A 24,652-nucleotide genomic window follows, 5' to 3' on the forward strand; every position below is an offset into this window, starting at 1 on the left:
ACGGATGAAACGATTAACTCAAATTATATTACTATCTCAAGCATTGATTTTTTCTTGTAAAGAAAAACAACAAAACTTACCAGATCCTTTGGAAGCTGGTTGGAAAGAAAAAGCTGTTTGTGAAGTTATTGAAAACAACCCAAAGCTAAGAGTATTAAAATGTACTTTTGCTCCAGGAGTTGGACATGAAAAACATTATCATAATCCGCATTTTGGTTATACCTTAAAAGGCAGTAAATTTAGAATTACCGATTACAAAGGTACTCGCGAAGTGAATGTACCTTCAGGATATAGCTTTAAAAAAGACAGCATAACTACTCACGAAGTTTTAAATATTGGTGACAGTACAGCTGTATTTTTAATAATGGAATACAAATAAAAAAACCAGCAATTGATGCTGGTTTTTTTTATTTAATTCAGAAGGTTTATTAACCTCCAAAGTCATCAAATCTAATGTGCTCATCTGGGATACCAAAATCCTCTCCCATTTTTTGAACTGCTTTGTTCATTAATGGAGGTCCACAGAAATATAGCTCTATATCTTCTGGTGCATCGTGATGACTTAAGTAGTTATCAATAACACAGTTGTGAATGAATCCTACAAATCCGTCTCCTGGTGCATCAATATTTTCTTTTACTTTCCAGTTATCTTCTTCTAATGGTTCAGATAACGCTAAGTAAAACTTAAAGTTAGGGAAATCTCTTTCTAAAGCTCTAAAGTGCTCTAAGTAGAACAACTCGCGTTTAGAACGTCCACCATACCAATACGTAACTTTACGTCCAGTCTTTAAGGTTTTAAATAAGTGGTATAAGTGTGAACGCATTGGTGCCATACCTGCTCCACCACCAACATATAACATTTCAGATTCTGACTCATTGATGAAGAACTCTCCATAAGGTCCTGAAATAGTTACTTTATCTCCTGGTTTTTGGTTAAAGATATAAGACGAAGCAACTCCAGGGTTTACATCCATCCAACCGTTTTTATTACGATCCCATGGTGGAGTAGCAATACGAACGTTAAGCATAATATCTCGTCCTTCAGCTGGGTAAGAAGCCATAGAATAAGCTCTTTCAACTGTTTCGTCATTTTTCATTACTAATGGCCAAAGACCAAACTTATCCCATTCTGCTTGAAACTTATCTGGTGTTTCGTGCTCTTCAGGATGTGCAGTAATATCAATATCTGCATATTTTACTTCACATGGTGGAATTTCAATTTGAATATATCCACCTGCTTTATAGTTCATATCTTCTGGAATACGAACTACAAACTCTTTAATAAAAGATGCTACGTTATAGTTACGTACAACTTCTGCTTCCCATTTCTTGATACCAAATACTTCTTCTGGAATGGTAATTTCCATGTCTTGTTTCACTTTTACCTGACAAGATAAACGTGCTCCATGCTGTAACTCTTTACGCGTAAAGTGAGGCGTTTCAGTTGGAAGTGCTTCACCTCCTCCTGATAATACATGGCACTCACATTGAATACATGTACCACCTCCACCACAAGCTGATGGTAAAAATATTTTTTGGCTTCCTAAAGTTGTAAGTAAGCTTCCTCCTGAGGCAACCTCTATTTCTTTTTCACCATTAATTTTAATGGTCACTGGACCTGATGGTGATAATTTTTGTTTTACGAATAATAACAAACCTACCAATAGTAGTGTTACTATTAAAAAGGCCGCTACGGTTGCTAAAATTGTTCCTAATGTACCTGCTGCTAATATCATATTACTCGTTTATTGTAGTCGTGTTTTCAGCTAATTTTTGTTCTTTTTCTTCTACCTGTTCAACTTGTGCTGTTTCAGGCTCTTTTGTTGCTTCATCATCTCCACCAGTTAACATTCCTCCAAAACTCATAAACCCAATTGCCATTAAACCAGTAATAATGAATGTAATTCCTAATCCTCTTAAAGGAGCAGGAACATTTGAATAACGTATTTTTTCACGAATAGCTGCAATAGCAAGAATTGCTAAAAACCAACCAATTCCTGAGGAAATTCCATAGTTAAACGCTAATCCAATACTTTCAATTTCTCTTGACTGCATAAATAACGATCCTCCAAGAATTGCACAGTTTACAGCAATAAGTGGTAAGAAAATACCAAGAGAGTTATATAATGATGGAGAAAACTTCTCTACCACAATTTCTACTAATTGTACCATTGTTGCAATGGTAGCGATGAACATGATAAATGACAGGAAGCTTAAATCGTAATCAGCATACTCTGCTCCTAACCACGTTAATGCTCCTGGTTGTAAAATGTATTGGTCCAATAACCAGTTTACAGGCACAGTTACTGCTAATACGAATATTACAGCTGCTCCAAGACCAACTGCAGTACTTACCTTTTTAGATACTGCTAGGTAAGAACACATTCCTAAGAACGTGGCAAATACCATGTTATCTATAAAAATTGATTTGAAAAATAATTCTAAATGTTCCATATTCTATATTTTGATGAGATTCTGAATCAAGTTCAGAATGACAAGTCAATTTTAGTCTTCTATTAAATCTTTGTTTCTACTACGTTGTACCCAAATAATGATACCTACAACTATCAATGCCATTGGTGATAATAGCATAAAACCGTTGTTTTCATAACCAATAGCGTATAATCCTGTTTTTTCAATTGGGTCTCCTAATACTTTAAATCCTAATAAAGTACCAGAACCTAACAGTTCTCTAAAGAAACCTACAATAACAAGAATTACAGCATATCCTAAAGCGTTACCAATACCATCTAAAAATGATTTCCATGGTCCATTACCTAAAGCAAAAGCTTCAAAACGTCCCATAATGATACAGTTGGTAATGATTAATCCAATAAATACTGAAAGTTCTTTACTTAACGAATACGCATACGCTTTCAACACTTGGTCAACAATAATTACCAATGCAGCTACAACTGTAAGCTGAACAATAATTCTAATCTTTGATGGAATAATATTACGGATTAATGAAATAACCACGTTACCTACTCCCATTACAAATAATACAGACAATGACATTACTATAGATGCCTTTAATTGTGCTGTAATAGCCAGAGCAGAACAAATACCTAATACTTGAATAGTAATTGGGTTGTTATCTGCTAACGGATCTGTTATTAATTTTGCGTCTTTTTTTGAAAGTAATCCCATAAGATTATTTGTTTAAGTTTTTAAAATAAGGTACATACAACGACAAGTCTCCTTTAATCATTGCTGCTACACCATCACCAGTTATTGTTGCTCCAGCAATAGCGTCTACTTCATTATCTGTCTTATCTTGGTTAGTTGGGTCAGCATTACTTTTTGACACTGCAACACCTTTAAAGTTTCCTTGGCTATCTAATAAATGCTCACCAATAAAGTCGTCCATAAAATAACGTTCTTTAATGTTTGCACCTAAACCTGGAGTTTCTCCTTTATGATCAAAATAAGCACCTTGTATCACCATGTTTTCATCCATAGCTATATATGCCCAAACAGCATCCCAAAGTCCTTTACCTCTTATTGGAGCAATGTAGTACGTTTTACCGTCTTTTTCTCCAACAAATAATGGTAATCTTCTTTTAGAAGCATCTCCTTTAGCTTTTTCTTTTTTGATATCAATTAAGTAAGCTTCATCATTTTCGGTTACATCACCATTTAAAATAACATATTGTTTTGTGATGTATTTGTTAAATAATTCTGGTGCCACATCAGTAGATACAAAGTTTGCACTACTCTCGTCGTTTTCATTTACACCCATTGCATATAGGATGTTTTGCTGCATTTCCAACTCAACATTTTTTGTAATTGTAGGTTTAAGTGATGCTGCTGTAAAAGCCAACAAAGCACCTACTACTACTACCATTCCTATGGCAAACAATACTGTATATACGTTGCTATCTGTTTTATTACTCATTTTAAGCTGTTTTTGCTTTTAAACGTTTCATTCTTCTTTTCACATTTCCTTGAACCACGTAGTGATCAATTGTTGGTGCAAACACATTCATTAATAGAATTGCAAGCATTACACCTTCTGGATATGCTGGGTTGAATACTCTAATTAATATTGAAATGAATCCGATTAAGAATCCGTAAATCCATTTTCCTTTATTGGTTTGTGAAGCCGTTACAGGATCGGTTGCCATAAACACAGTACCAAAAGCAAAACCACCAATTAGTAAGTGATGCCAAAATTCAGTACTCATTAATCCATAAAACTTGCTTCCTTCACCTATCCATCCTGCATCTACAACACAATTGAAAATTAATCCCATTGCCAATGCACCAAGTACAGATGACAACATAATTCTCCAGCTTCCTATTTTAGTAAAGATTAAGAATAAACCTCCTAAAAGAATTAATACTGCTGAAGTTTCACCTACTGAACCAGGAATTAATCCTGTAAACATATCCCAAACAGAATAGGTTATTTCTTTTCCTTGTGCTAAACTTCCTAAAATAGTTTCACCCGAAATAGCATCAAGGTTCTCACCTGCTGCAATAGCTTTATCTCTTGCTACAGCGCCATGAACCCATACTTTATCTCCAGACATCCAAGTAGGATATGCAAAGAATAAAAAGGCACGAATAGTTAATGCAGGGTTAAGAATATTCATTCCTGTTCCTCCAAACACTTCTTTACCAATTACAACACCAAAAGCTACAGCAACTGCTAACATCCATAATGGTGTATCTACTGGTACAATTAGTGGCACAAGCATACCTGTAACTAAGTAACCTTCTTCTACTTCGTGACCCTTAATTACTGCAAAAACAAACTCAATTGCTAGACCAACTCCGTAAGACACAATTACCAGTGGTAATACTTTCCAAAGTCCTATTACTAAGTTATCCCAACTCCAAAATACAGAGTCAAAAAAACCTGTAGCTTGACTAATTTCTCCTAAAGCTAAATAATGTTGGTAACCAGCATTGAACATACCAAAAATTAAACATGGAATCAATGACATGATAACCGTGTTCATGGTACGCTTTAAATCGTCAGCTACTTTTATATGAGTACCACCATGAGTAGTCTCGTTAGGTAAGTATAAAAACGTATGTAATGCGTTAAACGCAGGCGCCATTTTGGTGCCTTTATACTTTTCTTTTAAGTTATGTAAATTACTTTTTAAGCTCATTATCCTATCTCTTTAAGCATTAAGTCTAAACCTTGTCTAATTATTTTTTGGTGTGGTTGTTTAGACACACAAATAAACTCTGTTAAGGCAAAATCTTCAGGTGCAACTTCATACATTCCTAAAGCTTCCATTTCGTCTAAATCTTGATACATACATGCTTTAAGAATTTGCATTGGATATATATCTAAAGGAAAAACCTCTTCGTAACTTCCTGTTACTACAAACGCACGATGTTCACCATTTGTATTGGTATTTAAATCGTACTTTTTCTTAGGGTTTAACCAAGAAAATGTCATTGCTCTTGAAGTAGAAATCTTATTGAATACAGGTTTATTCCATCCAAAAAACTCATAGTCATCACCTTCAGGAATAACTGTTACTGTATTACTGTAATAGTCTAGAGCACCATCTGGTTTAATTTGTTTTCCTGACAATACATTTCCTGATATAATACGGTCGTTACCATCTTTATCAACACCATTGTCATAAACCATAGTTGCTATTTCGCTTCCTATTTTTGTTTTAAAATATCTTGGTTTTTTAACCGATGACCCAACCAAAGCAACAATACGCTCTGCATTGAATTTACCAGTTAATAACAATTCACCAATAACAACTAAATCTTGTGGATTAATCGTCCAAACTACTTCACCTTTGTTTATTGGGTCAATTTTATTGATTTGAGTACCAACGTTTCCTGAAGGATGTGGTCCTGACACTTTATGTAGTGTAATACCTGATAATCCTGCAAGTGGTGAATTGGAATTTTTACCAACCGACACGTGTACTTGCCCTTCAGTTAATTTCCCTAAAGCTGTTATTGCTGCTTGCATTTCAGCTTCTTTACCTTGAAGTACATAATCGTAGTCTGCTGCTAAAGGAGCTGATGCGTAACCTGATACAAATATCGCTTTTGGCGACTTTTTTGGGTTTGCAATAACATCGTAAGGACGTTGTTTAATAAATGGCCAACAACCAGAAGCTAACAAGTGCGCTTTAACTTTATCAGCGTCGGCAGCATCTAAATTAAACTTACCAAAGTCAACATACGTTTGCTCTTTGTCTGCTTGAATTTTAATTGCCATAATTCGTCTTCTCTCTCCACGAGCAACCTCAACAACTTCACCAGAAACAGGAGACACAAACTTCATGTCTTCGGCATCTTTGTTGTAAAATACAGTTTCACCTGCTTTAACTTTTGTGCCTTCTTTTGCTACAAGTTTAGGAATTATGCTATGGAAATCTTCTGGCCTGATAGTGCAGTAATTGCTGATAATGGCATTTTCTGTCGTTTTCTCAGCGTCACCTTTAAGGTTTATGTTCAGACCTTTTTTAATCTTAATGTCGTTTGACATATGTTTGATATTGAAATTAATTGTCTAAAAAATCGCTGCAAATTTACGAATTAATAGCTAAAAATAATTTGAAAACACCTCAAGTTATTTATTTATATCAATTCTAAATAACAAAAATTAATTAGGCATAAAATTTGTGTATCTTTACAGAGATAACCGTATAATTTTGATGACAAAGACCATACAGCTTTTAATATTTTTAATTTGCCTACCTCTTTTAACTTTTGGGCAAATTGAAGAAACCAATCCTCCTGAGTATATTAGCACTATAACTTTTAAAGGAAACACCTCTGAAAGTCAGTTACCTATACTACGTTTAGGCGAGCCTTTAATACTAGAGTTTGACGCTTTAAATGGTGATGAAGCCGATTTTTACTACGAAATAGTGCACTATAATTTTGATTGGACGCCTTCTCAACTTGTAAAGTCTGAATACCTAAGTGGTTTTGACAACCAACGTATTCGTGATTATGAAAACTCTTTTAATACGTATCAAATTTATTCGCATTACAAGCTTCAAATACCAAACGCGCAAACTCGTGGTATTTTAAAAAGTGGCAACTACATGATTTTTATATATGATGATTATGATGAGTTGATGTTTTCACGAAAATTTATGGTTTATGAAGATATTGTAAACGTTGGTGTTTCAATAAAACGTTCAAGAGATGTAAAGTTCATTAACGAAAAACAATCGGTTGATTTTGTAATTGCAACCAACAATGTCAATTTCAACAACCCAATGGAAACCATAAAAACACTAGTCATTCAAAATAATAATTTAAATACAGCTATCTCTAACCTAAAACCACAATATGTTTTAGGAAACGAACTCATGTATAGATACAATACAGAATCTAGCTTTTGGGCTGGAAATGAATATTTGTTTTTTGAAAACAAAGATGTTAGGGTTGCCAACGTAGGAGTACAGTTTATTGACCTCAAGGAGATTTACCATAACTACCTGTTTACAAATGAAGAGAGAGCAAGCAGACCATACACTTACAATCCTGATATTAACGGTAATTTTCTTATAACAGCTGTAAATACTGACAATGTTACCATTGAAGCAGATTACACTATGATGCATTTTTCATTGCTTTACCCTGAGCTTTTAGACGGAAAATCTATATACGTTTATGGTAATTTCAACAACTACGCGTTAGACAACATGAATAAAATGATATACAATCCTGAAGCTGAAGTTTACCAAACTTCATTTAAGCTTAAACAAGGATTCTACAACTATAAATATGTTGTAGTTGACGACAAAGGAACTCTAGATGAAGGTGCAATAAGTGGAAACTTTTACCAAACCGAAAACAACTACAAAGTACTAGTGTATTATAGAGACTTGGGTGCGCGTTTTGATAGATTGATTGGTTTAGGAGAAGGTACTTCGGTGAATATTTCCAATTAAATCGAAGACACTCTTTTGCTAGAAAGGATTTCTCCTTTGTAAGTATCGTAGCTTAGATTTTTTTTGATAAAGGTCTTTGACTGTTCATCAAAATAACTGCAAGATTCTATAGGTTTTGCATAGAGATGCAAGCTAATTGTTCTTCCTTTTGAATTGTTTTTTAACTTATGCAAACCAATTGCATCATTAATATAAGCTTGTTGTTGATTAGCTATTTTTCGAATTCCTTTAGGTTCAACGTCGCCATTTTCATGCTTCTGATACTGCACTTCTTCTATTTCGCCTTCTATTAAATACATCCAGCACTCTTCACCACTATGACAGTGTATTGGTGTTTCTTGACCAACTTCCCAACACAATAAAATCAGTTCAAAATTGTCGCTTTTATAAATACCATTTCTTACATACTTTTTAGTTGACCAGTTTAGGTATTCATCTAACACATTTTTATCTAAAACTAAATTTTTAAAAATGGTTTTGTAATTATCCTTTGAAGATTGAGACAAAGCACTTATTAATTCATTTAAAGTAAATATAGGTTTCAATAGCTATAAATTTAAATTTTAATATTTTTAATGTTTCTTGAAGTCCTTAAAGCCAATTAGCCCAATTTATGAATAAAGATTTAAAATTGTTTAATGAGTTAGCAGAAATCCTTCTTAAAGAAGAAAAACAACAACCTGTAGCAAAACCTATAGACACTGATAAGCTCTATAAAACTTTAGACCTTTCGCTCAATGAACACCCAAGTTTAGACGAAGACTTAAAAAAAACATTACTAGAAATTATAAAAAGTACTCCTAAAACTGCTTCAACATCGTTTTTCAATCAGCTTTTTGGCGGCCGAATGAGTAAAGCTACATTAGGTGATTTGTTAGCTGTCATGCTAAACAATAGTATGTATACTTATAAAGTTGCAGGACCGCAAGTTGGTATTGAAAAAACCATATTACATAACATTTGCGATATAATTGGATATGACAAGTACAGCGATGGCACTTTTGCTCCTGGTGGCTCTATGAGTAATTTTATGGCTATGGTAATGGCTAGAGACAAACATAACAGTACTGTAAGAACTGCTGGCGTAAACAGTAAAATGATTGTTTATACTTCAGAAGTTTCACATTACTCCATTAATAAAAATGCTGCATTAATGGGAATTGGAAGAGACCAAGTAAGACAAGTTAAGGTTAATGCTAAAGGACAAATGCTTGCTAGCGACCTTGAACTTAAAATCAAAGAAGATTTAGCAAACAACAACCAACCATTTTTTGTCAATGCTACAGCAGGCACAACGGTTTTAGGAGCTTTTGATAACGTTGAGGAAATAAGCCCTATTTGCAACACTTATAATTTATGGTTACACCTTGATGGTGCTTATGGTGGATCGGTTATTTTTAGTAAAAAGTACAAACACTTAGTGAGTGGTATTGAAAAAACAGATTCGTTTAGCATCAATGCTCATAAAATGCTAGGGACACCTCTAAGCTGTTCGATAATTGTTGTTCAGGATAAAAAATATTTAAATCAGTCATTTTCTAACGATGCAGAATATTTATACCAAACTGATGGTGATGATTTCAATTTAGGAAAAACATCATTGCAATGCGGAAGGAGAAATGATGCTTTAAAATTTTGGACACTATGGAAATCGGTTGGCACTACTGGTTTAGAAAAAATAGTTGATAAGCAATTTGAAATTGCCGATTATGCAAGAGATTACATAAAAGCACATCCTGACTATACACTTTATAGTTTTGAAGACTCCATATCAGTTTGTTTCAATTACAAAGCTATTGATGCCAAAACAATTTGTACCAAACTTTATGAAAGTGCAGAATTAATGGTAGGCTATGGTTCTTTTAACGACACTGACTTTATTAGGCTCGTTACCATAAACAGTTCTATTGATAAAAACGATATCTCAAACTTTTTCAAATCCTTAGAAACGTTCGTTAAAACTGAAAATTTAGCATAACAAAGAAAAAACAGTGTTAAGTTGTTAAAAATTAGTCTATTTGTTGTGAAATAATAGCGACTAAAAGAAAATATTATTATATTTAACAACTATCATTGTTCTAATCCCCACATGGTACAACAAGTTACAAGCGGAATAAAAATTTCAGTAGAGACAACCTTTGAGGGCACTTTTTATAAAAATTATAAAGTGCACTTTGCTTTTGGGTACAAAGTAACTATTGAAAATCAAAGTAAAGATTCAGTTCAGCTCAATTCCAGATACTGGAAAATAATGGACGCATTAAACAATACCGAAATTATAGAAGGTGAAGGTGTTATTGGCAAGAAACCTGTTTTAAAACCAGGAGAATCGCACACATACAATTCTGGATGTTTACTAACCTCTCCTTTTGGCGCAATGCAAGGCTACTACAACATGGTAAACTTTACCAACACTAATAAGTTTAAAGTTATTATACCTTCTTTTAAGCTAAGCGCTCCTTTTGCTCTTAATTAACATGAAACAATGTTTAAGTCCTTATGTCGCTTCGAGTAAAATTCTGTAAGAATTTTGTATCGAGAAGTGTAGTTTTGTGATGGGAATTTTCTTGTTTTCGATACAAATTTCTCTCATTTTAATTGAGAAATTCACTCTAACTGACGAAAATTTATTAGCCATTTTTCACGTCAATTAGTACTTCTTAAGAAATCAAATTTGTAAACGACTTGGTTTTGCTCAACATGAAAAAACTTACAGTTTGAGTAATGTATAAATTCATATTCTAAGGTAGAATCAAATCCTTTTTGATTGATAACATAAATACCATCAACATCAATAGTTCCATAAGGTGAAATTCTTCTAAAACGATATTCCATCTCATTTGTAAAATCATGTAATTCAAACCAAGCTCCAGCTGCAATACCACTTAACCATTGCGCATGATCTTCTTTTTCAGCATTGTGTTTAGGTTCTAAAGTTCCTATTACACTAGGATTATAACCTTTCAGTCTATCTAAAAACAAACGTCTATTTTCTTTACCTACTGTAGAATTAAACTTTGAAATCGCTCCAGTTTCTGAAACCAAAAACACATCTCCAACAGTTTTAGCAAGTACAACATTACCTATTGTGCTTGGTGTAAACCATTTAGAATTTATCAATTTCTTTTTAATTGACTTATTAGTGACACTCGCAATTAGTGCATCGGTCACAAAACGCGCACAATTACAAGCTTCTTTAATAAAAGCAGCATAACGTATAAAATGTTTGTTTTGCATTTTAGTAATATGTGTTCGCGCCAAATCATAATTCACTTCATCACAAACCGAAGCATACAATGTTCCATCACCATGAGTTAGCTTAGGATGTGTTCCTAAAAACTGAAGAATCTCATCTAGGTTAACTATTGTACCATTTTCTATTATAGCCTTTAAAGGAAATCTTAGTTCGTGATCGGTATCCATCCCTCTAACCCTACCATTAGGTTCAGAGGTAATATATCTACCAAAATCATGATACTCCAATACTCCAGTAGCTTTGTCAATAAGCACCAAGGCTGCATGACCAGCACGCACATGTGTTTTACTTCCTATTCCTATATATTTTAAAAGAGGTGAATACCACTCTTCTGCATGAGATACAATGGTTTCAGGATAAGCAAGCGTTAAAATTATTCCGCTATTAATCATTCATAAAGGATTTCTGTTGAAACATGAACACATTTGTCAAAAATAAAGCAAACAACTTACAAAAAAATAACCAATACTTTAACTTCGATTTAAAAAAGCATCTTCATTTAAGTCCTTAAAAAATTGTAACTTTGCACATCAAAAATTTATACCATAAATCATTAAAATAAAATCATGGGAAAAGGATTCTTTAACGTACCAATAGCTGTAAACGAACCTGTAAAATCGTATGCTCCAGGATCTCCTGAAAGGGAAGCTGTTTTAAAAGTATACGAAGAAATGTTCAATAGCAAAGTAGATGTACCTTTATATATCAACGGAAAAGATGTTGAAACAGGTAACACCAGAACCATGTCGCCTCCTCATGATCATCAACATATTGTGGGAACGTATCATTTAGCTGAAAAATCTCACGTAGAAGAAGCTATAGCAACTGCACTTGAAGCAAGAAAAACGTGGTCTCAATTACCTTGGGAACATCGTGCTGGTATCTTTTTAAAAGCTGCCGAATTAATCGCAGGTCCTTACAGAGCTAAAATAAACGCTGCTACAATGATAGCGCAATCTAAAACAATTCATCAAGCAGAAATTGATTCGGCTTGTGAATTGATAGACTTCTTACGTTTTAATGTTCAGTTTATGACTGACATTTATATGGACCAACCAGAAAGCACAAGCGATGCTTGGAACCGTATTGAATATCGTCCGTTAGAAGGATTCACTTACGCAGTTACACCATTTAACTTTACAGCTATTGCAGGAAACTTACCAGCTTGCATGGCTTTAATGGGAAATGTTGTTGTTTGGAAACCAAGTGATAGCCAAATTTACTCTGCAAAAGTTATTATGGATGTATTTAGAGAAGCTGGTGTTCCTGATGGTGTTATCAACGTTGTGTTTGGAGATCCTGTTATGATTACTGATACAGTAATGGCTAGTCCTGATTTTTCTGGATTACACTTCACAGGTTCTACACACGTTTTTAAAGACCTATGGAAACAAATAGGAAACAACATTCACAACTACAAAACCTACCCAAGAATTGTAGGTGAAACTGGAGGAAAAGATTTTATCGTTGCCCACAAATCTGCAAATGCTAAACAAGTAGCAACTGCTATTGTTCGTGGTGCTTTTGAATTTCAAGGACAAAAATGTAGTGCAGCATCTAGAGCTTATATTCCTTCAAACCTTTGGGAAGACGTTAAAAACTTTGTAATAGAAGATGTTAAATCATTTAAAATGGGTTCTCCAGATGATATGAGCAACTTTATTACAGCTGTTATTCACGAAGGCTCGTTTGATAAATTAGCAAAGTATATTGATGGTGCAAAAGCTGATGCAGACGCTGAAATTATTGTAGGTGGAAACTATGATAAGTCTAAAGGGTATTTTATTGAACCAACAGTTATAGTGACTACAAACCCAAAATACACAACCATGTGTACAGAATTATTTGGTCCTGTAATTACAATTTATGTATATGATGAAAACCAATATTCTGAAACTTTAAAATTAGTTGACGAAACTAGCGAATACGCATTAACAGGTGCTATTTTAGCAACAGACAGATATGCTATTGATGAGGCTACAAAAGCATTACAAAATAGTGCAGGTAATTTCTATATCAATGACAAACCTACAGGAGCTGTTGTTGGTCAACAACCTTTTGGTGGCGCAAGAGCATCAGGAACCAATGACAAAGCTGGTTCTGCTCAAAACTTATTACGTTGGGTATCACCAAGAATGGTAAAAGAAACTTTTGTAACTCCTACAGATTACAGGTATCCATTTTTAGGATAAGTAATACTATTTTTCAAGACCATAAATCCTCAAACCTTACCGTTTGAGGATTTTTTTTGCACTTCATCCTAAAACATTAAATAACACCTCTTTAACCAAATGTAACTTTGTATCTTGAAGGCATTAATTCAAATTAATTATCCATGATGAAAAATTACTTTTTGCTATTATTAGTATTTCCTCTCTTTGTTCAAGCTCAAACTGTAGAGTTTGAATCTTCAATTACTGCCGATTTATCAGCCTATTCAGGAACTGCAAGTTTTGCTGGATTAGGTGAATATGAAATATTTCCTGATTTTGTTGACGGAATACTGGATAAACCCATTATTCTTGTAGATGGATTTGATCCAGGAGACACAAGAGATATTAATGGTCTTTACAGCTTATTAGATTTCACAGGAACAAGTGGTGCTCAAAATCTTGCTGATCTTGTTAGAGCTGAAGGTTTTGATGTTGTAGTTTTAAACTTTCCTCAATATTTGAGATTATCTGATAATACATTGCTAAATGTTGATGATGCTACCGACACCAATGCTGATATGGTTATTGATGAGTTAGATTACCCTGGAAGCACATTAATTGATGGTGGAGCTGATTTTATGGAACGCAACGCTATGCTTCTAGTGGAATTAATCAATACACTTAACGCTAATAAAGTAGGTGAAGAAGAACTGGTTATTATTGGCCCAAGTATGGGAGGACTAATTTCAAGATACGCATTAAACTACATGGAAAATCAAACTCTTGACCACGAAACAAGACTTTGGATTTCTTTTGACGCGCCTCACCATGGAGCTAATGTCCCTTTAGGGTTTCAACACCAATTTAACTTTTTAGCTTTTGGTCTTGGTGAAGATTTAAACGTTGCTGAATTACAGCCAGTAGTAAATGGTCTATTAAAATCATCAGCCGCAAGACAATTATTGGTTGATCATTTAGAACCGCATTTAGCATCAGGTAGCGATGTGGAGTTTGACCCAACAAAGCTTCTTCCAGAGCCACATCCTTTTAAAATAATATTTGATGCCAATATAAACAGCTTAACTCCAACAGGTTTTCCTCAAAACACTAGAAATGTATCTATTATAAACGGTAGCGGAATAGGGTCTCCTTACAAAGCAAAAGATGGTGTTACTAATGTTACTCCAGGATTTACGGTAATTGACGATACTTTTAATGTTCCTGACACACCTCTTCCTACGACAGCACAAATTGGCGTTAACTTAACTCCAGCAACAGTTGATGGAAGTCAATTAATTAGTAAAATATTAGTTGAAGCTAATTTCTTTGGAACCATAACAATTTTTGATATCGAAGTGAATGCACAAGCTCCTAGCTTTTCTGATGGTGTTGATGCTGCTTCTGGTGGGCTTTTTGACTTAGGTGGCTTTACTGATGGTTTAGGCTCCGAAGGTTTAGTTGGCGATTTTATTGCTGCATTACAAATTGATAAATTCAACTTTATACCATCTGTAAGTGCGATGGCTTTAGAGTCAACCAACAACGAAATTAACTGGTACCACAACATCAATCTAAGCGACGACAGTACAGAAGACACTACAAACAGCACACCATTTGTTAACTGGTACATGCCAACAGATAATGAAAACCATGTTCAATTAACTGAAGCAAATGTGCTTTTTGCATTAGATGAAATTATGCCTGAAACATTATCTAACTCTGAGTTTGATAATGTAGCTACATTAAAAATTGGTAAAAACCCAATTGACCACGAGTTATTAATTTTAAGCAATTCAACTATTAGTGACGCAACAATATCTTTAATTGATATTACTGGGAAATTAGTTTACAATACCACAAACACAACGTTAAGTAGCAGAACTACTATTCCTTTAAATTTAGACTCTGGAGTGTATGTTTTAAATATTGAAAATAAAGAAGGTATCAGTTACAAAACAAAAATAGCAGTTAAATAACTTCAAAACTTATAGAAATAAAAAAGCCGAACGTTACTTTCGGCTTTTTTATTATCCTTTAAACTTCATTGGCAAATGCACCACTTTTTTGGTTTCAAAAAAAGGTTCAGAATAAAATTCGGTTAAATCATACATGGTTGCCGTTCGGTAATCTTTTAATTCTTCTGATAAATCACCTCCTTTAAGATATAAGATTCCATTCTTCAAATTGTGATTCTGTGTTTTAGCAATTTTACCTTTTACCCAATGTACAAAAGTAGGCATAGCAGCTACAGCTCTACTTACAATAAAATCATAGGTGTCATTAATTTCTTCAACGCGAGTATGAGTGGTTTTTACATTAGTTAATCCCAATCCTTCCACAACTTCATCAACCACTTTAAGTTTTTTAGCAATACTGTCTACCAAATGAAATTGAGTTTCAGGAAACATAATTGCCAAAGGAATTCCAGGAAATCCACCTCCTGTTCCAACATCCATAACTTTAGATCCTGCTTTAAACTCTATCACTTTTGCAATAGCTAAAGAATGAAGCACATGCCTTAAATACAGCTCATCAATATCTTTTCTTGAAACTACATTTATTTTAAGGTTCCAATCTTGATACAATGATTCTAGTTTTTGGAATTGCTGAATCTGATCTTCAGATAGATCTGGAAAATATTTCAGTATTAACTGCATTTTATTCAATTTTCAACAAAAGTATACATTTTTGTGTGGATATTTTTAGCATTTATATAACTATGTCGCAGCTTTTATTATTTATATTTGCTCCTTGATATGCGTTGACCCTAAACTTTGCATATTCAAAAAAAACTAATAGCATGACAAATCAAACATTATCATTTTCAAGAAAAGATCCCGCAAAATTTTTTAGAACCCTAAACAAGCGTGTAAACGACTACTTTAAAGAGAACGATATAAAACGTACTGGTAACTGGAAAATTTGGGTTAAAACTGTGGTGATGTTCACTCTATTTTTACTGCCTTATTTTTTAATTCTCACAATAAGCAGCATTCCTGGTTGGGCTCAATTATTATTAACTGTAGTTATGGGAATTGGTATGGCAGGAGTTGGAATGAACGTAATGCACGACGGTAACCATGGTTCATTCTCAAACAAAGAGTGGGTAAATCGCTTAATGGGAAGTAGTATTTACATTTTAGCAGGTAATGTGTATAACTGGAAAGTTCAACACAACGTATTACACCACACATATACTAATATTCATGGGCATGACGAAGACTTAGAAGCTGGACGCATTTTAAGATTTTCTAAACACGCAAAGTGGTACAAGCACCATAAATTTCAGCATTATTATTCTATTTTACTATATGGATTACTTACTATAAATTGGGCAATTACAACCGATTGGCAACAGATGAAACGTTATATGAAACGTAAACTGTCTTATGGTAAATTTCCAAACCCTGTAGTAAACTGGAGCAAACTTGTAATTTCAAAAATCATTTATGTTAGCATATGGATTGTATTACCTATGTTGATTTTGGATATTGCTTGGTGGAAAATACTTATCGGATTTTTTGTAATGCACTATGTTGCAGGATTAATTTTGAGTGTAGTATTTCAATTAGCTCATGTTATGGATGAAGCTGAAATGCCTCTTCCTGAAGAAAACGGAACCATGAAAAATACTTGGGCAATTCACCAACTTAAGACCACAGTTAATTTTGGAACAAAAAACAGAATTGTAAACTGGTTTACAGGTGGATTAAACCATCAAGTTGAGCATCATATTTTTCCTCACATTAGTCATGTGCATTACACCAAAATCTCTAAGATTGTAAAGGAAACAGCAAAAGAATTCAATTTACCATACAAAGAATATAAGACAACAAGAAAAGCGATCATTGCTCATTTTAAATTTTTAAAAGAAATGGGAATGAAGCCTTCATTACAGCAAGCTTAATAAAAACCGTAAATGAACAACCAACTATCCGACAGAATTAACAGCCTACCAACTTCTGCAACGTTGGCTATGGCTGCAAAAGCAAGAGAACTAAAAACTAAAGGTATTGATGTTATTGGACTAAGTCTAGGAGAACCTGATTTTAACACTCCAGATTTTATCAAAGAAGCAGCAATACAAGCCATAAACGACAACTACAATTCCTACACTCCTGTAGACGGTTATGTAGAGTTAAAAGAGGCTATTTGCTTAAAATTCAAAAGAGATAATAACTTAAACTACTCACCTAACCAAGTGGTAGTTTCTACTGGTGCAAAACAATCAATTGCCAATGTAGCTCAAGTACTTTTAAATCCTGGTGACGAAATACTTTTACCAGCTCCTTATTGGGTAAGCTACTCTGCAATTGCAACACTTTGCGAAGCAACTTACAAAGAGATTCCTTCTACTATTGAAAACGATTTTAAAATCACTCCTCAACAGTTAGAAGACGCAATTACACCAAAAACCAAAATGGTGTTTTTCAACTCTCCTAATAACCCAAGTGGTAGCATTTATTCTGAAGAAGAATATAGAGCTTTAGCTGAAGTTCTTGAAAAATACCCAGATATTTTCATCCTTTCTGATGAGATTTATGAGCACATAAGCTATGGTGCAAAAAACTTTAGTTTTGCTGCTATACCAAGCATGTACGATAGAACAATTACCGTAAATGGTGTTGCTAAGGCATTTGCAATGACAGGTTGGAGAATAGGATATATTGGAGCTCCTGAATGGATTGCTAAAGCTTGTAACAAAATGCAAGGTCAAATTACATCAGGCGCTAACTGTATAGCTCAACGTGCTGTAATTACTGCGCTTACAGAGTCTCCTGAAAGAGTACAGTATATGGTTGATGAATTTAAAACCAGAAGAGGTCTAATACTAGATTTATTAAATGACATTGAAGGTTTTAAAACTAATGTCCCTGAAGGCGCTTTTTACGTATTTCCTAATGTATCTTACTACTTCGGGAAGACTTTAAAAGGAAAGACAATTAATAATGCAACAGATTTTTCTTTATTCCTATTAGAAGAAGCTCACGTTGCAACAGTTACTGGAGAAGCCTTTGGAAATTCTGATTGTATTAGAATATCTTATGCTGCTTCACAAGAACAAATAAAAGAAGCTATAAAACGCATTAAAACTGCATTAAGCTAATAATAGCTGACAAAATATACAATTAATAAAAAATCCGCTTGTTAAGCGGATTTTTTTCATCTTACTATAAAGTATATAAACAAACTCAACAGTATAGTAAAAAGTATTGCTATCTTAATAAAACGCTGTTTACGTTCTTTTATTAACCGTTCTTTTATCTCTTTTAAAACCTCAGGTGTAGCTTCAGGAAAATCATATTCGGTTTTGCGTTTATTATCATAACCTCCTAAGGTTTTCTTAAACTTGTCACGCTTGTTGCGCATTTTCTCATTATTCTTGAGAATAGTAATCATAGATTGCGCAGATCCTCCAAAGCCCATAATTTCTAGGTTTTAAAATGTTAATACTAAAGTGTACAATCCCTCTTCAATAGTTTTATACTATTGAATATGTAAAGGGTAAAAAGTCAGTTTTGTGTTTAGCTTACAAAAGCTGTAAAGTTCATATTCTGCGTTAAGCCTACAGAATCGCTGTTAGAAGAACAACAAAAACAGAAAGTTTTAATAGTGTTGCTACGCTAGAAGTTTTAACAAACTGTCGTGTTTTGATACGATGTTTGTTTCCGAAAATAGTATTAGAGTTTAGCGCTTTTAAATTTCTCTTTACTATTTGTTTGTAGTTAGAATTTAATAATCCTTCTTGTTTCTCAAAACCCTGTTTGGGATGAGGTTCTAAATCTTGTAATGATAAAACTAATTCCATAATTTTTTGGTTTAATTGGTTACACATATATGACGCATGACAAAATATTTTGTTACACTACAAAAACTTAAAACCTTAAAATTCAATACATAAAACTCATTAAAAGCCTTGTGAAATCTTATGTTTTGAGAATTTTATTTTTTTATGAAATTTATCTATTTCTCCAGAAAAAAGGTGTTAGCAATATTAAAACTGTAAACAATTCTAAACGTCCAATAAGCATTAAAAAGGATGCCCACCATTGCGCTAAAAGCGGTAAAGCTGCATAATTATTTACTGGACCAAAATTTCCTAAAGCTGGTCCAACATTACCTAAACTAGAAGCTGCCAAACCAATGGAAGATTCAAAATCAATTTGAAACATTGAGAAGACCAAAGCACCAACAATAAAAGACAACATATACAAAATGAAAAAACCAAGTATGTTGAATACAATCTCACCTTGTATTGATCTTTTATTATATCTAACAGGAAGAATTGCATTAGGATGCAAAGCGCGTTTAAACTCTAAAAAACCATTTTTAATCAAGATAAGATGCCTAACCACTTTAACACCACCAGATGTACTACCTGCTGAACCACCTAAAAACATTAACCCAAAAAAGAAGACTACCAAAAATGGCGACCAAAGTGTATAATCGGCTGTAATAAAACCTGTAGTAGTCACAACACTCAATACCTGAAACAATGCATGCCTAAAACTGCTTTCAGCTTTTCCCCAAACCATTGGATGCTCAATAGAAGACAATGATGCATCAGCATTAAAATAGATGATTACTGCTGCGATAATTGTAAAAATAGCAATGAATTTAAAGTACAATTTAAACTCTTCATCTTGAATTGCCTTTTGCACTTTACCCTTAAATGCAAAGTAGCTCAACACAAAGTTTGTTCCTGCTAAAAACATAAACACAATAATAATATATTGAATAATAGGTTGTCCATTCCAGTAAGCAACACTAGCATTTTTAGTAGAAAACCCACCTGTTGACAACGTACACATAGAATGATTTAACGCATCAAAAAACGACATTCCAGCTACTTTAAGTAAAATAGTTTCAGCAGCTGTATATCCAAAATAAATTAACCATAAACGCTTAGCTGTATCAGTAATTCTTGGGTGCAGTTTATCAGCACTTGGTCCTGGAGCTTCAGCAGCAAACATTTGCATACCTCCTATTCCTAATAAAGGTAAAATAGCAATTGCCAAAACTATAATTCCCATACCTCCAATCCAGTGCGTTGTACTTCTCCAGAACAACACACCTTTAGGCACAACTTCAATATCATTTAAAATTGTGGCTCCTGTAGTGGTATAACCAGACATGGTTTCAAAAAAAGCACTTGTAAACTGTGGGATGGTACTGGTTAACAAATAAGGTAACGACCCTGAAAGTGCCATTACTATCCAACCAAAAGCTACAACAATGTAACCCTCTCGTTTGTTCATTTCCTTTCGGTGATTCTTGGTGCCAACCATTAAAAAAACACCTACTAAAAGCACTAAAGCACCAGATAACAATAGCTTTACTGTAACGCCATCTTTACAAATTAAACTTACCAATGCAGCCAACAGCATAAAACCACCATTACATAACAGTAATAATCCAAAAAAGTGAAAAATGATTTTATAGTTAAGTTTCATCAGTAGTTTTTTGTTTTGGCTTAATAAAAGAATTTTTCAACCTCAGCAATTACTCTTGGCAAAAAGCACACTACAACTCTATCTCCTTCTGAAATTTTAAAACTACCAAGAGGTATCAGTCCTTCACCATGCCTAATAACTCCACCAATAATTGCAGCTCTAGGAAAATCTAAATCCTTAATTAACTTATTGCAAATTTTAGAATTAGAGTTTACAACAAACTCCAACATTTCAGCATTCATGTTGTTGAGCTTAGTCATAGCAACAACCTCGCCTTTACGTATGTATCTAAAAATATTGTTTGCAGCAAGAAGCTTTTTATTAATAAGCGTATCAATACCTATAGATTGCGAAAGCTGAAAATAATCCATGTTCTCAACCAAAGCTATAGTTTTTTTCACGCCTCTTGATTTTGCAACCAAACACGACATGATGTTGGTTTCAGAATTTCCTGTTACAGAAATAAATGCATCCATGCTATCAATGTTTTCTTCTTCAAGAAGCTCAACATTTCTACCATCACCATTTATAATTAATGCATTAGGAAGCTCATCGGCTAAATCAAAAGCTGTTTTCTTATCCTTTTCAATAAGCTTTACTTTAAACTTACCTACACACAAACTTTTTGTAGTTTGAAATCCAATTTTTCCACCACCAAGTATCATTACATTTTTTACTTCGGTTTTTACCTTACCAGAAAGTTCAAAAAGTTCTTGATCTCCTCCTTTTGAAGTAATAAATACTACTTTATCACCTTCTTTAAATTGAGTATCTCCTCTTGGAATAATTGTGTATTGTGTTCCAAAGCGTTGAATTGCTATTGGCACAAAGTGTAATTCTGAAAACGCTTCGGCAGCTTCTTTTACTGTTTTATCAACAAAAGCAGCAGTTCTTGAAAGTCTTAAACTTAGCATTGTTAGCGCTCCATCTTCAAACTCATAACTGTCATTAAATGCATACTGATTAAGCAAAAGCTCAATTTCAGAAGCCGCCAACGACTCTGGAGAAATCAACTCGTCAATACCAAATTTAGAGAACCCAACTTCTTCTTTTTGGTCTATAAATTCAGCATTAGAAATTCTTGCAATAGTACGTTTTGCACCTAATTGTTTAGCGAGTACGCTCGCAGTAATATTTGTAGTTTCAGAAGATGTTACAGCTATAAAAAGCTCTGCAGTATTGATTCTAGCATCTTTTAAAACAGCAATTGAAGTGGCATCTCCTTTTATTACTCTTATGTCTAAGTGATTATTGGCGTAGGTTAAACTCTCCTTATCAGAATCTATAAGTGTAATTTCTTGCGACTCATAGGATAATAATTTTGCCAAATGAAACCCTACCTCACCTGCTCCAGCAATAATTATTTTCATTGGTTTGAATATTCAAAAAAACAAGCAAATATAGTATAAATTTGCATTAGCAATGTTTGTTTGTAGTTTATAATTGTGTTACCCTTTAAAGGTACGGATATTTGAGGCATAATTAAAATCTCAAATAATCATATTATTTAATACTAATGTATTGTCATATATTTGCCAAAAAAAATAATGACTGTAAAAATTAAGCCATATAAAGATAGTGACCTGAACAAAAAGCAACAGGTTACTAAAATGTTTGATACTATCTCTAAAGATTATGATGGACTTAATAGAGTTATTTCTTTTGGCATTGATATAAAATGGCGAAATAAAGTAGTTGATATTGTATCAAAATCTAAACCTAACACTATTCTTGATATTGCAACAGGTACTGGAGATTTGGCTATTAGCCTAACCAAAACTAATGCTAAAGAAATTATAGGATTAGACATTAGCGAAGGCATGCTTGAAGTTGGAAAGCAAAAAATAGCTAACAAGCAACTTGATGACACTATTAAAATGATTATTGGTGACTCTGAAAACTTACCATTTGACGATAATACTTTTGATGCCATTACAGTTGCCTTTGGTGTGAGAAACTTTGAAAACCTTGATAAAGGACTTTCTGAGATTTTACGAGTTTTAAAACCTAACGGAACATTTGTAATTCTTGAAACATCAGTTCCTACTAAAACGCCTTTTAAACAAGGCTATAAATTTTACACTAAATATATTTTACCTACTATTGGAAAAATATTTTCAAAAGACCGTTCAGCTTATTCATATTTGAGCGAATCGGCTTCTATTTTTCCACATGGTGAAGCTTTAAACAATATTTTACGCAAAAATGGGTTTATAGATGTCAGTAATAAACCTCAAACACTTGGTGTTGCTTCAATTTATATAGCATCTAAATCTTAATATGAAAAAAACGCTTTTAATTTTAGTACTATTAATAGTAAGCCAAACGGCTTCTGCGCAGCTTTTTTCAAAAGAAAAAATAAAAAACAACGAGAACTTTGATAAGCAACGGTTAAGTTGGGGATTTTTTCTTGGGTTGAACAGTTATGATTTTCAGTTCAACTATGAGCAGGATATGGATGATATTCTTGTAGAATCTACTACTGGGTTTAATGTTGGCTTAATTTCTGACTTAAGATTAAATGAACACTTAAACCTTAGGTTTGAACCAGGTTTATTTATTACGCAACGTAATTTGCAATATAGCCCAAGTGCTTTTCAAGGGTTAGAGTATAATTCTTCTGATTTATTAAGAGAAGTTAAATCTACCTACGTTCATTTTCCTTTACTCCTTAAAGTATCTACAAAACGTATTAATAATTTTAAGCCTTTTGTTTTAGCTGGAGTATCCACTGCAATAAACCTATCTAGTAACGAAGAAAATCCTGACGATAATAGTGTAGGACAGTTTAGAACCAAAAAAAATATGGCTTTTTATGAGCTTGGTTTTGGAATTGATTTTTACTTATTCTGGTTTAAATTCACACCTTCAATTCGTGGTGTTTTTGCTTTTAATGATGAAATTGTAAGAGACACTGACCCAAATAGTCCTTGGACAAGTAATGTACACACCATGAAAACAAGAGGTGTGTTTATTAACTTTACATTTCAATAAATTACCTTTTAAATTCGCTTAAAAAAATTGAAGTTGCTGTAGCAACATTTAGGCTTTCGGTTGCTTGTAGATTTCCAAACCTTGGAATGCTTATTTTTTGATCGATAAGTTGTTCAATAGCTTTTGAAATTCCGTTAGCCTCATTTCCCATTACAATAATGCCTTGTTTTGGCAACTCCATTTCATAAACATTCTTTCCATCCATAAAGGTTCCAAATTTTGGCATTTTAGAATTTGCTAAAAACGTTTCCAAATCAAGATAACTCACATTAACACGCGTTAACGATCCCATAGTCGCCTGCACTACTTTAGTATTAAAACAATCTACTGTAGCTTTACTACACACAAGATCTTTAACTCCAAACCAATCGCAAAGCCTAATGATTGTTCCTAAATTACCAGGATCTCTGACATCATCTAAAGCCACTATTAAAGCATTTTCATTTACAGGGTTAGGTTTAGGAATTTTAAAAACAGCCAATGCAGTATTAGGTGTTTTTAAAGCACTAAGTTTTTTCAATTCAGCATCAGTTACTAAAACTGTTTGTTGCGTTGGTGTATCAAAAACAGCTTCGGTAGTGAATAGCGTATGAAGTTCTATACTAGAATTAAGAAACTCTTTTATGCCTTTTACACCTTCTACAATAAAAAGTTGATGCTGTATTCTAAACTTTTTTTGACCTAAACTCGTAATTAATTTTATTTGGCTCTTTGTTAACATTAAAATGTATTTACTTTTGTTTTATTGTTAAAGCATTACAAAGTAATACTTTTTTGGACTAATTTTTGTTATGCTATCACAACATTAAAAACTGTAAATTTGGTTAAGTAATAAATCTTAATTGTTTCTGATTGAATAAAACACTTAAAAATATATTTATTTATATAGGTTTATCC

Annotated in this window: 24 protein-coding genes; 10 read left to right on the plus strand and 14 right to left on the minus strand. The window is 33.4% G+C overall.

What is annotated here, in order from left to right; genetic code table 11:
• Positions 1-4 precede the first annotated feature (4 nt).
• Positions 5-379 carry a cupin domain-containing protein gene (locus OD803_RS01545; protein WP_262732112.1) on the plus strand — a complete coding sequence of 125 codons (375 nt, stop codon included), beginning with the start codon at positions 5-7 and terminating at the stop codon, positions 377-379.
• 49 nt (positions 380-428) lie between these two features.
• On the opposite strand, the gene nqrF is transcribed toward OD803_RS01545, so the two are convergent.
• From nqrF to OD803_RS01575, 6 genes are read right to left on the minus strand one after another with little or no spacing between them, the layout of a single operon-like run.
• Positions 429-1,736 carry an NADH:ubiquinone reductase (Na(+)-transporting) subunit F gene (gene nqrF, locus OD803_RS01550; RefSeq protein ID WP_131505953.1) on the minus strand — a complete coding sequence of 436 codons (1,308 nt, stop codon included), beginning with the start codon at positions 1,734-1,736 and terminating at the stop codon, positions 429-431.
• A 1-nt stretch (position 1,737) separates the two neighbouring features.
• Complete coding sequence (gene nqrE / locus OD803_RS01555; protein ID WP_262732113.1) at positions 1,738-2,454, minus strand: NADH:ubiquinone reductase (Na(+)-transporting) subunit E; 717 nt, start codon at positions 2,452-2,454, stop codon at positions 1,738-1,740.
• A gap of 51 nt (positions 2,455-2,505) precedes the next feature.
• Positions 2,506-3,150 carry an NADH:ubiquinone reductase (Na(+)-transporting) subunit D gene (locus tag OD803_RS01560; protein ID WP_129759267.1) on the minus strand — a complete coding sequence of 215 codons (645 nt, stop codon included), beginning with the start codon at positions 3,148-3,150 and terminating at the stop codon, positions 2,506-2,508.
• A 4-nt stretch (positions 3,151-3,154) separates the two neighbouring features.
• On the minus strand, positions 3,155-3,898 hold the full coding sequence (locus OD803_RS01565) for a Na(+)-translocating NADH-quinone reductase subunit C (RefSeq protein WP_129759268.1): 744 nt from the start codon (positions 3,896-3,898) through the stop codon (positions 3,155-3,157).
• 1 nt (position 3,899) lies between these two features.
• A complete protein-coding gene (locus OD803_RS01570) occupies positions 3,900-5,123 on the minus strand; it encodes an NADH:ubiquinone reductase (Na(+)-transporting) subunit B (protein WP_262732114.1) in 1,224 nt (407 codons plus the stop codon).
• On the minus strand, positions 5,123-6,478 hold the full coding sequence (locus OD803_RS01575) for a Na(+)-translocating NADH-quinone reductase subunit A (RefSeq protein WP_262732115.1): 1,356 nt from the start codon (positions 6,476-6,478) through the stop codon (positions 5,123-5,125). The genes OD803_RS01570 and OD803_RS01575 overlap by 1 nt, the downstream gene beginning before the upstream one ends.
• Positions 6,479-6,647: 169 nt before the next feature.
• On the opposite strand from OD803_RS01575, the gene OD803_RS01580 reads away from it, so the two are divergent.
• Complete coding sequence (locus tag OD803_RS01580; RefSeq protein ID WP_262732116.1) at positions 6,648-7,898, plus strand: type IX secretion system plug protein; 1,251 nt, start codon at positions 6,648-6,650, stop codon at positions 7,896-7,898.
• On the opposite strand, the gene OD803_RS01585 is transcribed toward OD803_RS01580, so the two are convergent.
• Positions 7,895-8,443 (minus strand): cysteine dioxygenase, encoded by a 549-nt coding sequence (locus OD803_RS01585; protein ID WP_262732117.1) that lies wholly within the window; start codon positions 8,441-8,443, stop codon positions 7,895-7,897. The genes OD803_RS01580 and OD803_RS01585 overlap by 4 nt on opposite strands.
• A 68-nt stretch (positions 8,444-8,511) precedes the next feature.
• On the opposite strand from OD803_RS01585, the gene OD803_RS01590 reads away from it, so the two are divergent.
• Both OD803_RS01590 and apaG read left to right on the plus strand, forming a co-directional pair.
• On the plus strand, positions 8,512-9,876 hold the full coding sequence (locus tag OD803_RS01590; RefSeq protein ID WP_262732118.1) for a pyridoxal phosphate-dependent decarboxylase family protein: 1,365 nt from the start codon (positions 8,512-8,514) through the stop codon (positions 9,874-9,876).
• Between the two features lie 111 nt (positions 9,877-9,987).
• Complete coding sequence (gene apaG, locus OD803_RS01595) at positions 9,988-10,374, plus strand: Co2+/Mg2+ efflux protein ApaG (protein WP_129759274.1); 387 nt, start codon at positions 9,988-9,990, stop codon at positions 10,372-10,374.
• A gap of 170 nt (positions 10,375-10,544) precedes the next feature.
• Here the strand turns inward: apaG and OD803_RS01600 are convergent, their stop codons facing one another.
• The gene (locus tag OD803_RS01600; RefSeq protein WP_262732119.1) at positions 10,545-11,546 is read right to left on the minus strand and encodes a DUF6695 family protein; all 1,002 of its coding nucleotides are present in this window, start codon (positions 11,544-11,546) and stop codon (positions 10,545-10,547) included.
• Positions 11,547-11,720: 174 nt separating this feature from the next.
• Between OD803_RS01600 and pruA the strand changes: the two genes are divergently transcribed.
• Positions 11,721-13,346: an L-glutamate gamma-semialdehyde dehydrogenase gene (gene pruA / locus OD803_RS01605; protein WP_262732120.1), complete on the plus strand. Its 1,626-nt coding sequence runs from the start codon at positions 11,721-11,723 to the stop codon at positions 13,344-13,346.
• A 143-nt stretch (positions 13,347-13,489) separates the two neighbouring features.
• A complete protein-coding gene (locus OD803_RS01610; protein WP_262732121.1) occupies positions 13,490-15,283 on the plus strand; it encodes a T9SS type A sorting domain-containing protein in 1,794 nt (597 codons plus the stop codon).
• Positions 15,284-15,334: 51 nt separating this feature from the next.
• Here OD803_RS01610 and rsmG read toward each other — a convergent pair whose 3' ends face one another.
• Positions 15,335-15,964 (minus strand): 16S rRNA (guanine(527)-N(7))-methyltransferase RsmG, encoded by a 630-nt coding sequence (gene rsmG, locus OD803_RS01615; protein ID WP_262732122.1) that lies wholly within the window; start codon positions 15,962-15,964, stop codon positions 15,335-15,337.
• A gap of 143 nt (positions 15,965-16,107) precedes the next feature.
• Here rsmG and OD803_RS01620 point away from each other — a divergent pair, with 143 nt between their 5' ends.
• Both OD803_RS01620 and OD803_RS01625 read left to right on the plus strand, forming a co-directional pair.
• Entirely contained in the window at positions 16,108-17,214 is a 1,107-nt protein-coding gene (locus OD803_RS01620; RefSeq protein WP_129759279.1) for a fatty acid desaturase family protein, read from the plus strand.
• Positions 17,215-17,226: 12 nt separating this feature from the next.
• The gene (locus tag OD803_RS01625; protein ID WP_262732123.1) at positions 17,227-18,414 is read left to right on the plus strand and encodes a pyridoxal phosphate-dependent aminotransferase; all 1,188 of its coding nucleotides are present in this window, start codon (positions 17,227-17,229) and stop codon (positions 18,412-18,414) included.
• A 56-nt stretch (positions 18,415-18,470) separates the two neighbouring features.
• On the opposite strand, the gene OD803_RS01630 is transcribed toward OD803_RS01625, so the two are convergent.
• The 4 genes from OD803_RS01630 to trkA form a co-directional block, all read right to left on the minus strand.
• Positions 18,471-18,734: a hypothetical protein gene (locus tag OD803_RS01630; protein ID WP_134198637.1), complete on the minus strand. Its 264-nt coding sequence runs from the start codon at positions 18,732-18,734 to the stop codon at positions 18,471-18,473.
• Positions 18,735-18,873: 139 nt separating this feature from the next.
• Complete coding sequence (locus OD803_RS01635) at positions 18,874-19,116, minus strand: hypothetical protein (RefSeq protein ID WP_262732124.1); 243 nt, start codon at positions 19,114-19,116, stop codon at positions 18,874-18,876.
• A gap of 151 nt (positions 19,117-19,267) precedes the next feature.
• The gene (locus tag OD803_RS01640; RefSeq protein WP_131505963.1) at positions 19,268-20,761 is read right to left on the minus strand and encodes a TrkH family potassium uptake protein; all 1,494 of its coding nucleotides are present in this window, start codon (positions 20,759-20,761) and stop codon (positions 19,268-19,270) included.
• A gap of 20 nt (positions 20,762-20,781) precedes the next feature.
• Positions 20,782-22,131 carry a Trk system potassium transporter TrkA gene (gene trkA, locus OD803_RS01645; RefSeq protein WP_262732125.1) on the minus strand — a complete coding sequence of 450 codons (1,350 nt, stop codon included), beginning with the start codon at positions 22,129-22,131 and terminating at the stop codon, positions 20,782-20,784.
• Positions 22,132-22,308: 177 nt separating this feature from the next.
• Here trkA and ubiE point away from each other — a divergent pair, with 177 nt between their 5' ends.
• Both ubiE and porT read left to right on the plus strand, forming a co-directional pair.
• Positions 22,309-23,040: a bifunctional demethylmenaquinone methyltransferase/2-methoxy-6-polyprenyl-1,4-benzoquinol methylase UbiE gene (gene ubiE, locus OD803_RS01650; protein ID WP_131505965.1), complete on the plus strand. Its 732-nt coding sequence runs from the start codon at positions 22,309-22,311 to the stop codon at positions 23,038-23,040.
• 1 nt (position 23,041) lies between these two features.
• Positions 23,042-23,755 (plus strand): type IX secretion/gliding motility protein PorT/SprT, encoded by a 714-nt coding sequence (gene porT, locus OD803_RS01655; protein ID WP_131505966.1) that lies wholly within the window; start codon positions 23,042-23,044, stop codon positions 23,753-23,755.
• 1 nt (position 23,756) lies between these two features.
• On the opposite strand, the gene OD803_RS01660 is transcribed toward porT, so the two are convergent.
• Complete coding sequence (locus OD803_RS01660) at positions 23,757-24,476, minus strand: TrmH family RNA methyltransferase (RefSeq protein ID WP_262732126.1); 720 nt, start codon at positions 24,474-24,476, stop codon at positions 23,757-23,759.
• Positions 24,477-24,652 lie beyond the last annotated feature (176 nt).

The organism is Gaetbulibacter sp. NE (assembly GCF_025548475.1).
Lineage (GTDB): Bacteria > Bacteroidota > Bacteroidia > Flavobacteriales > Flavobacteriaceae > Gaetbulibacter_B > Gaetbulibacter_B jejuensis.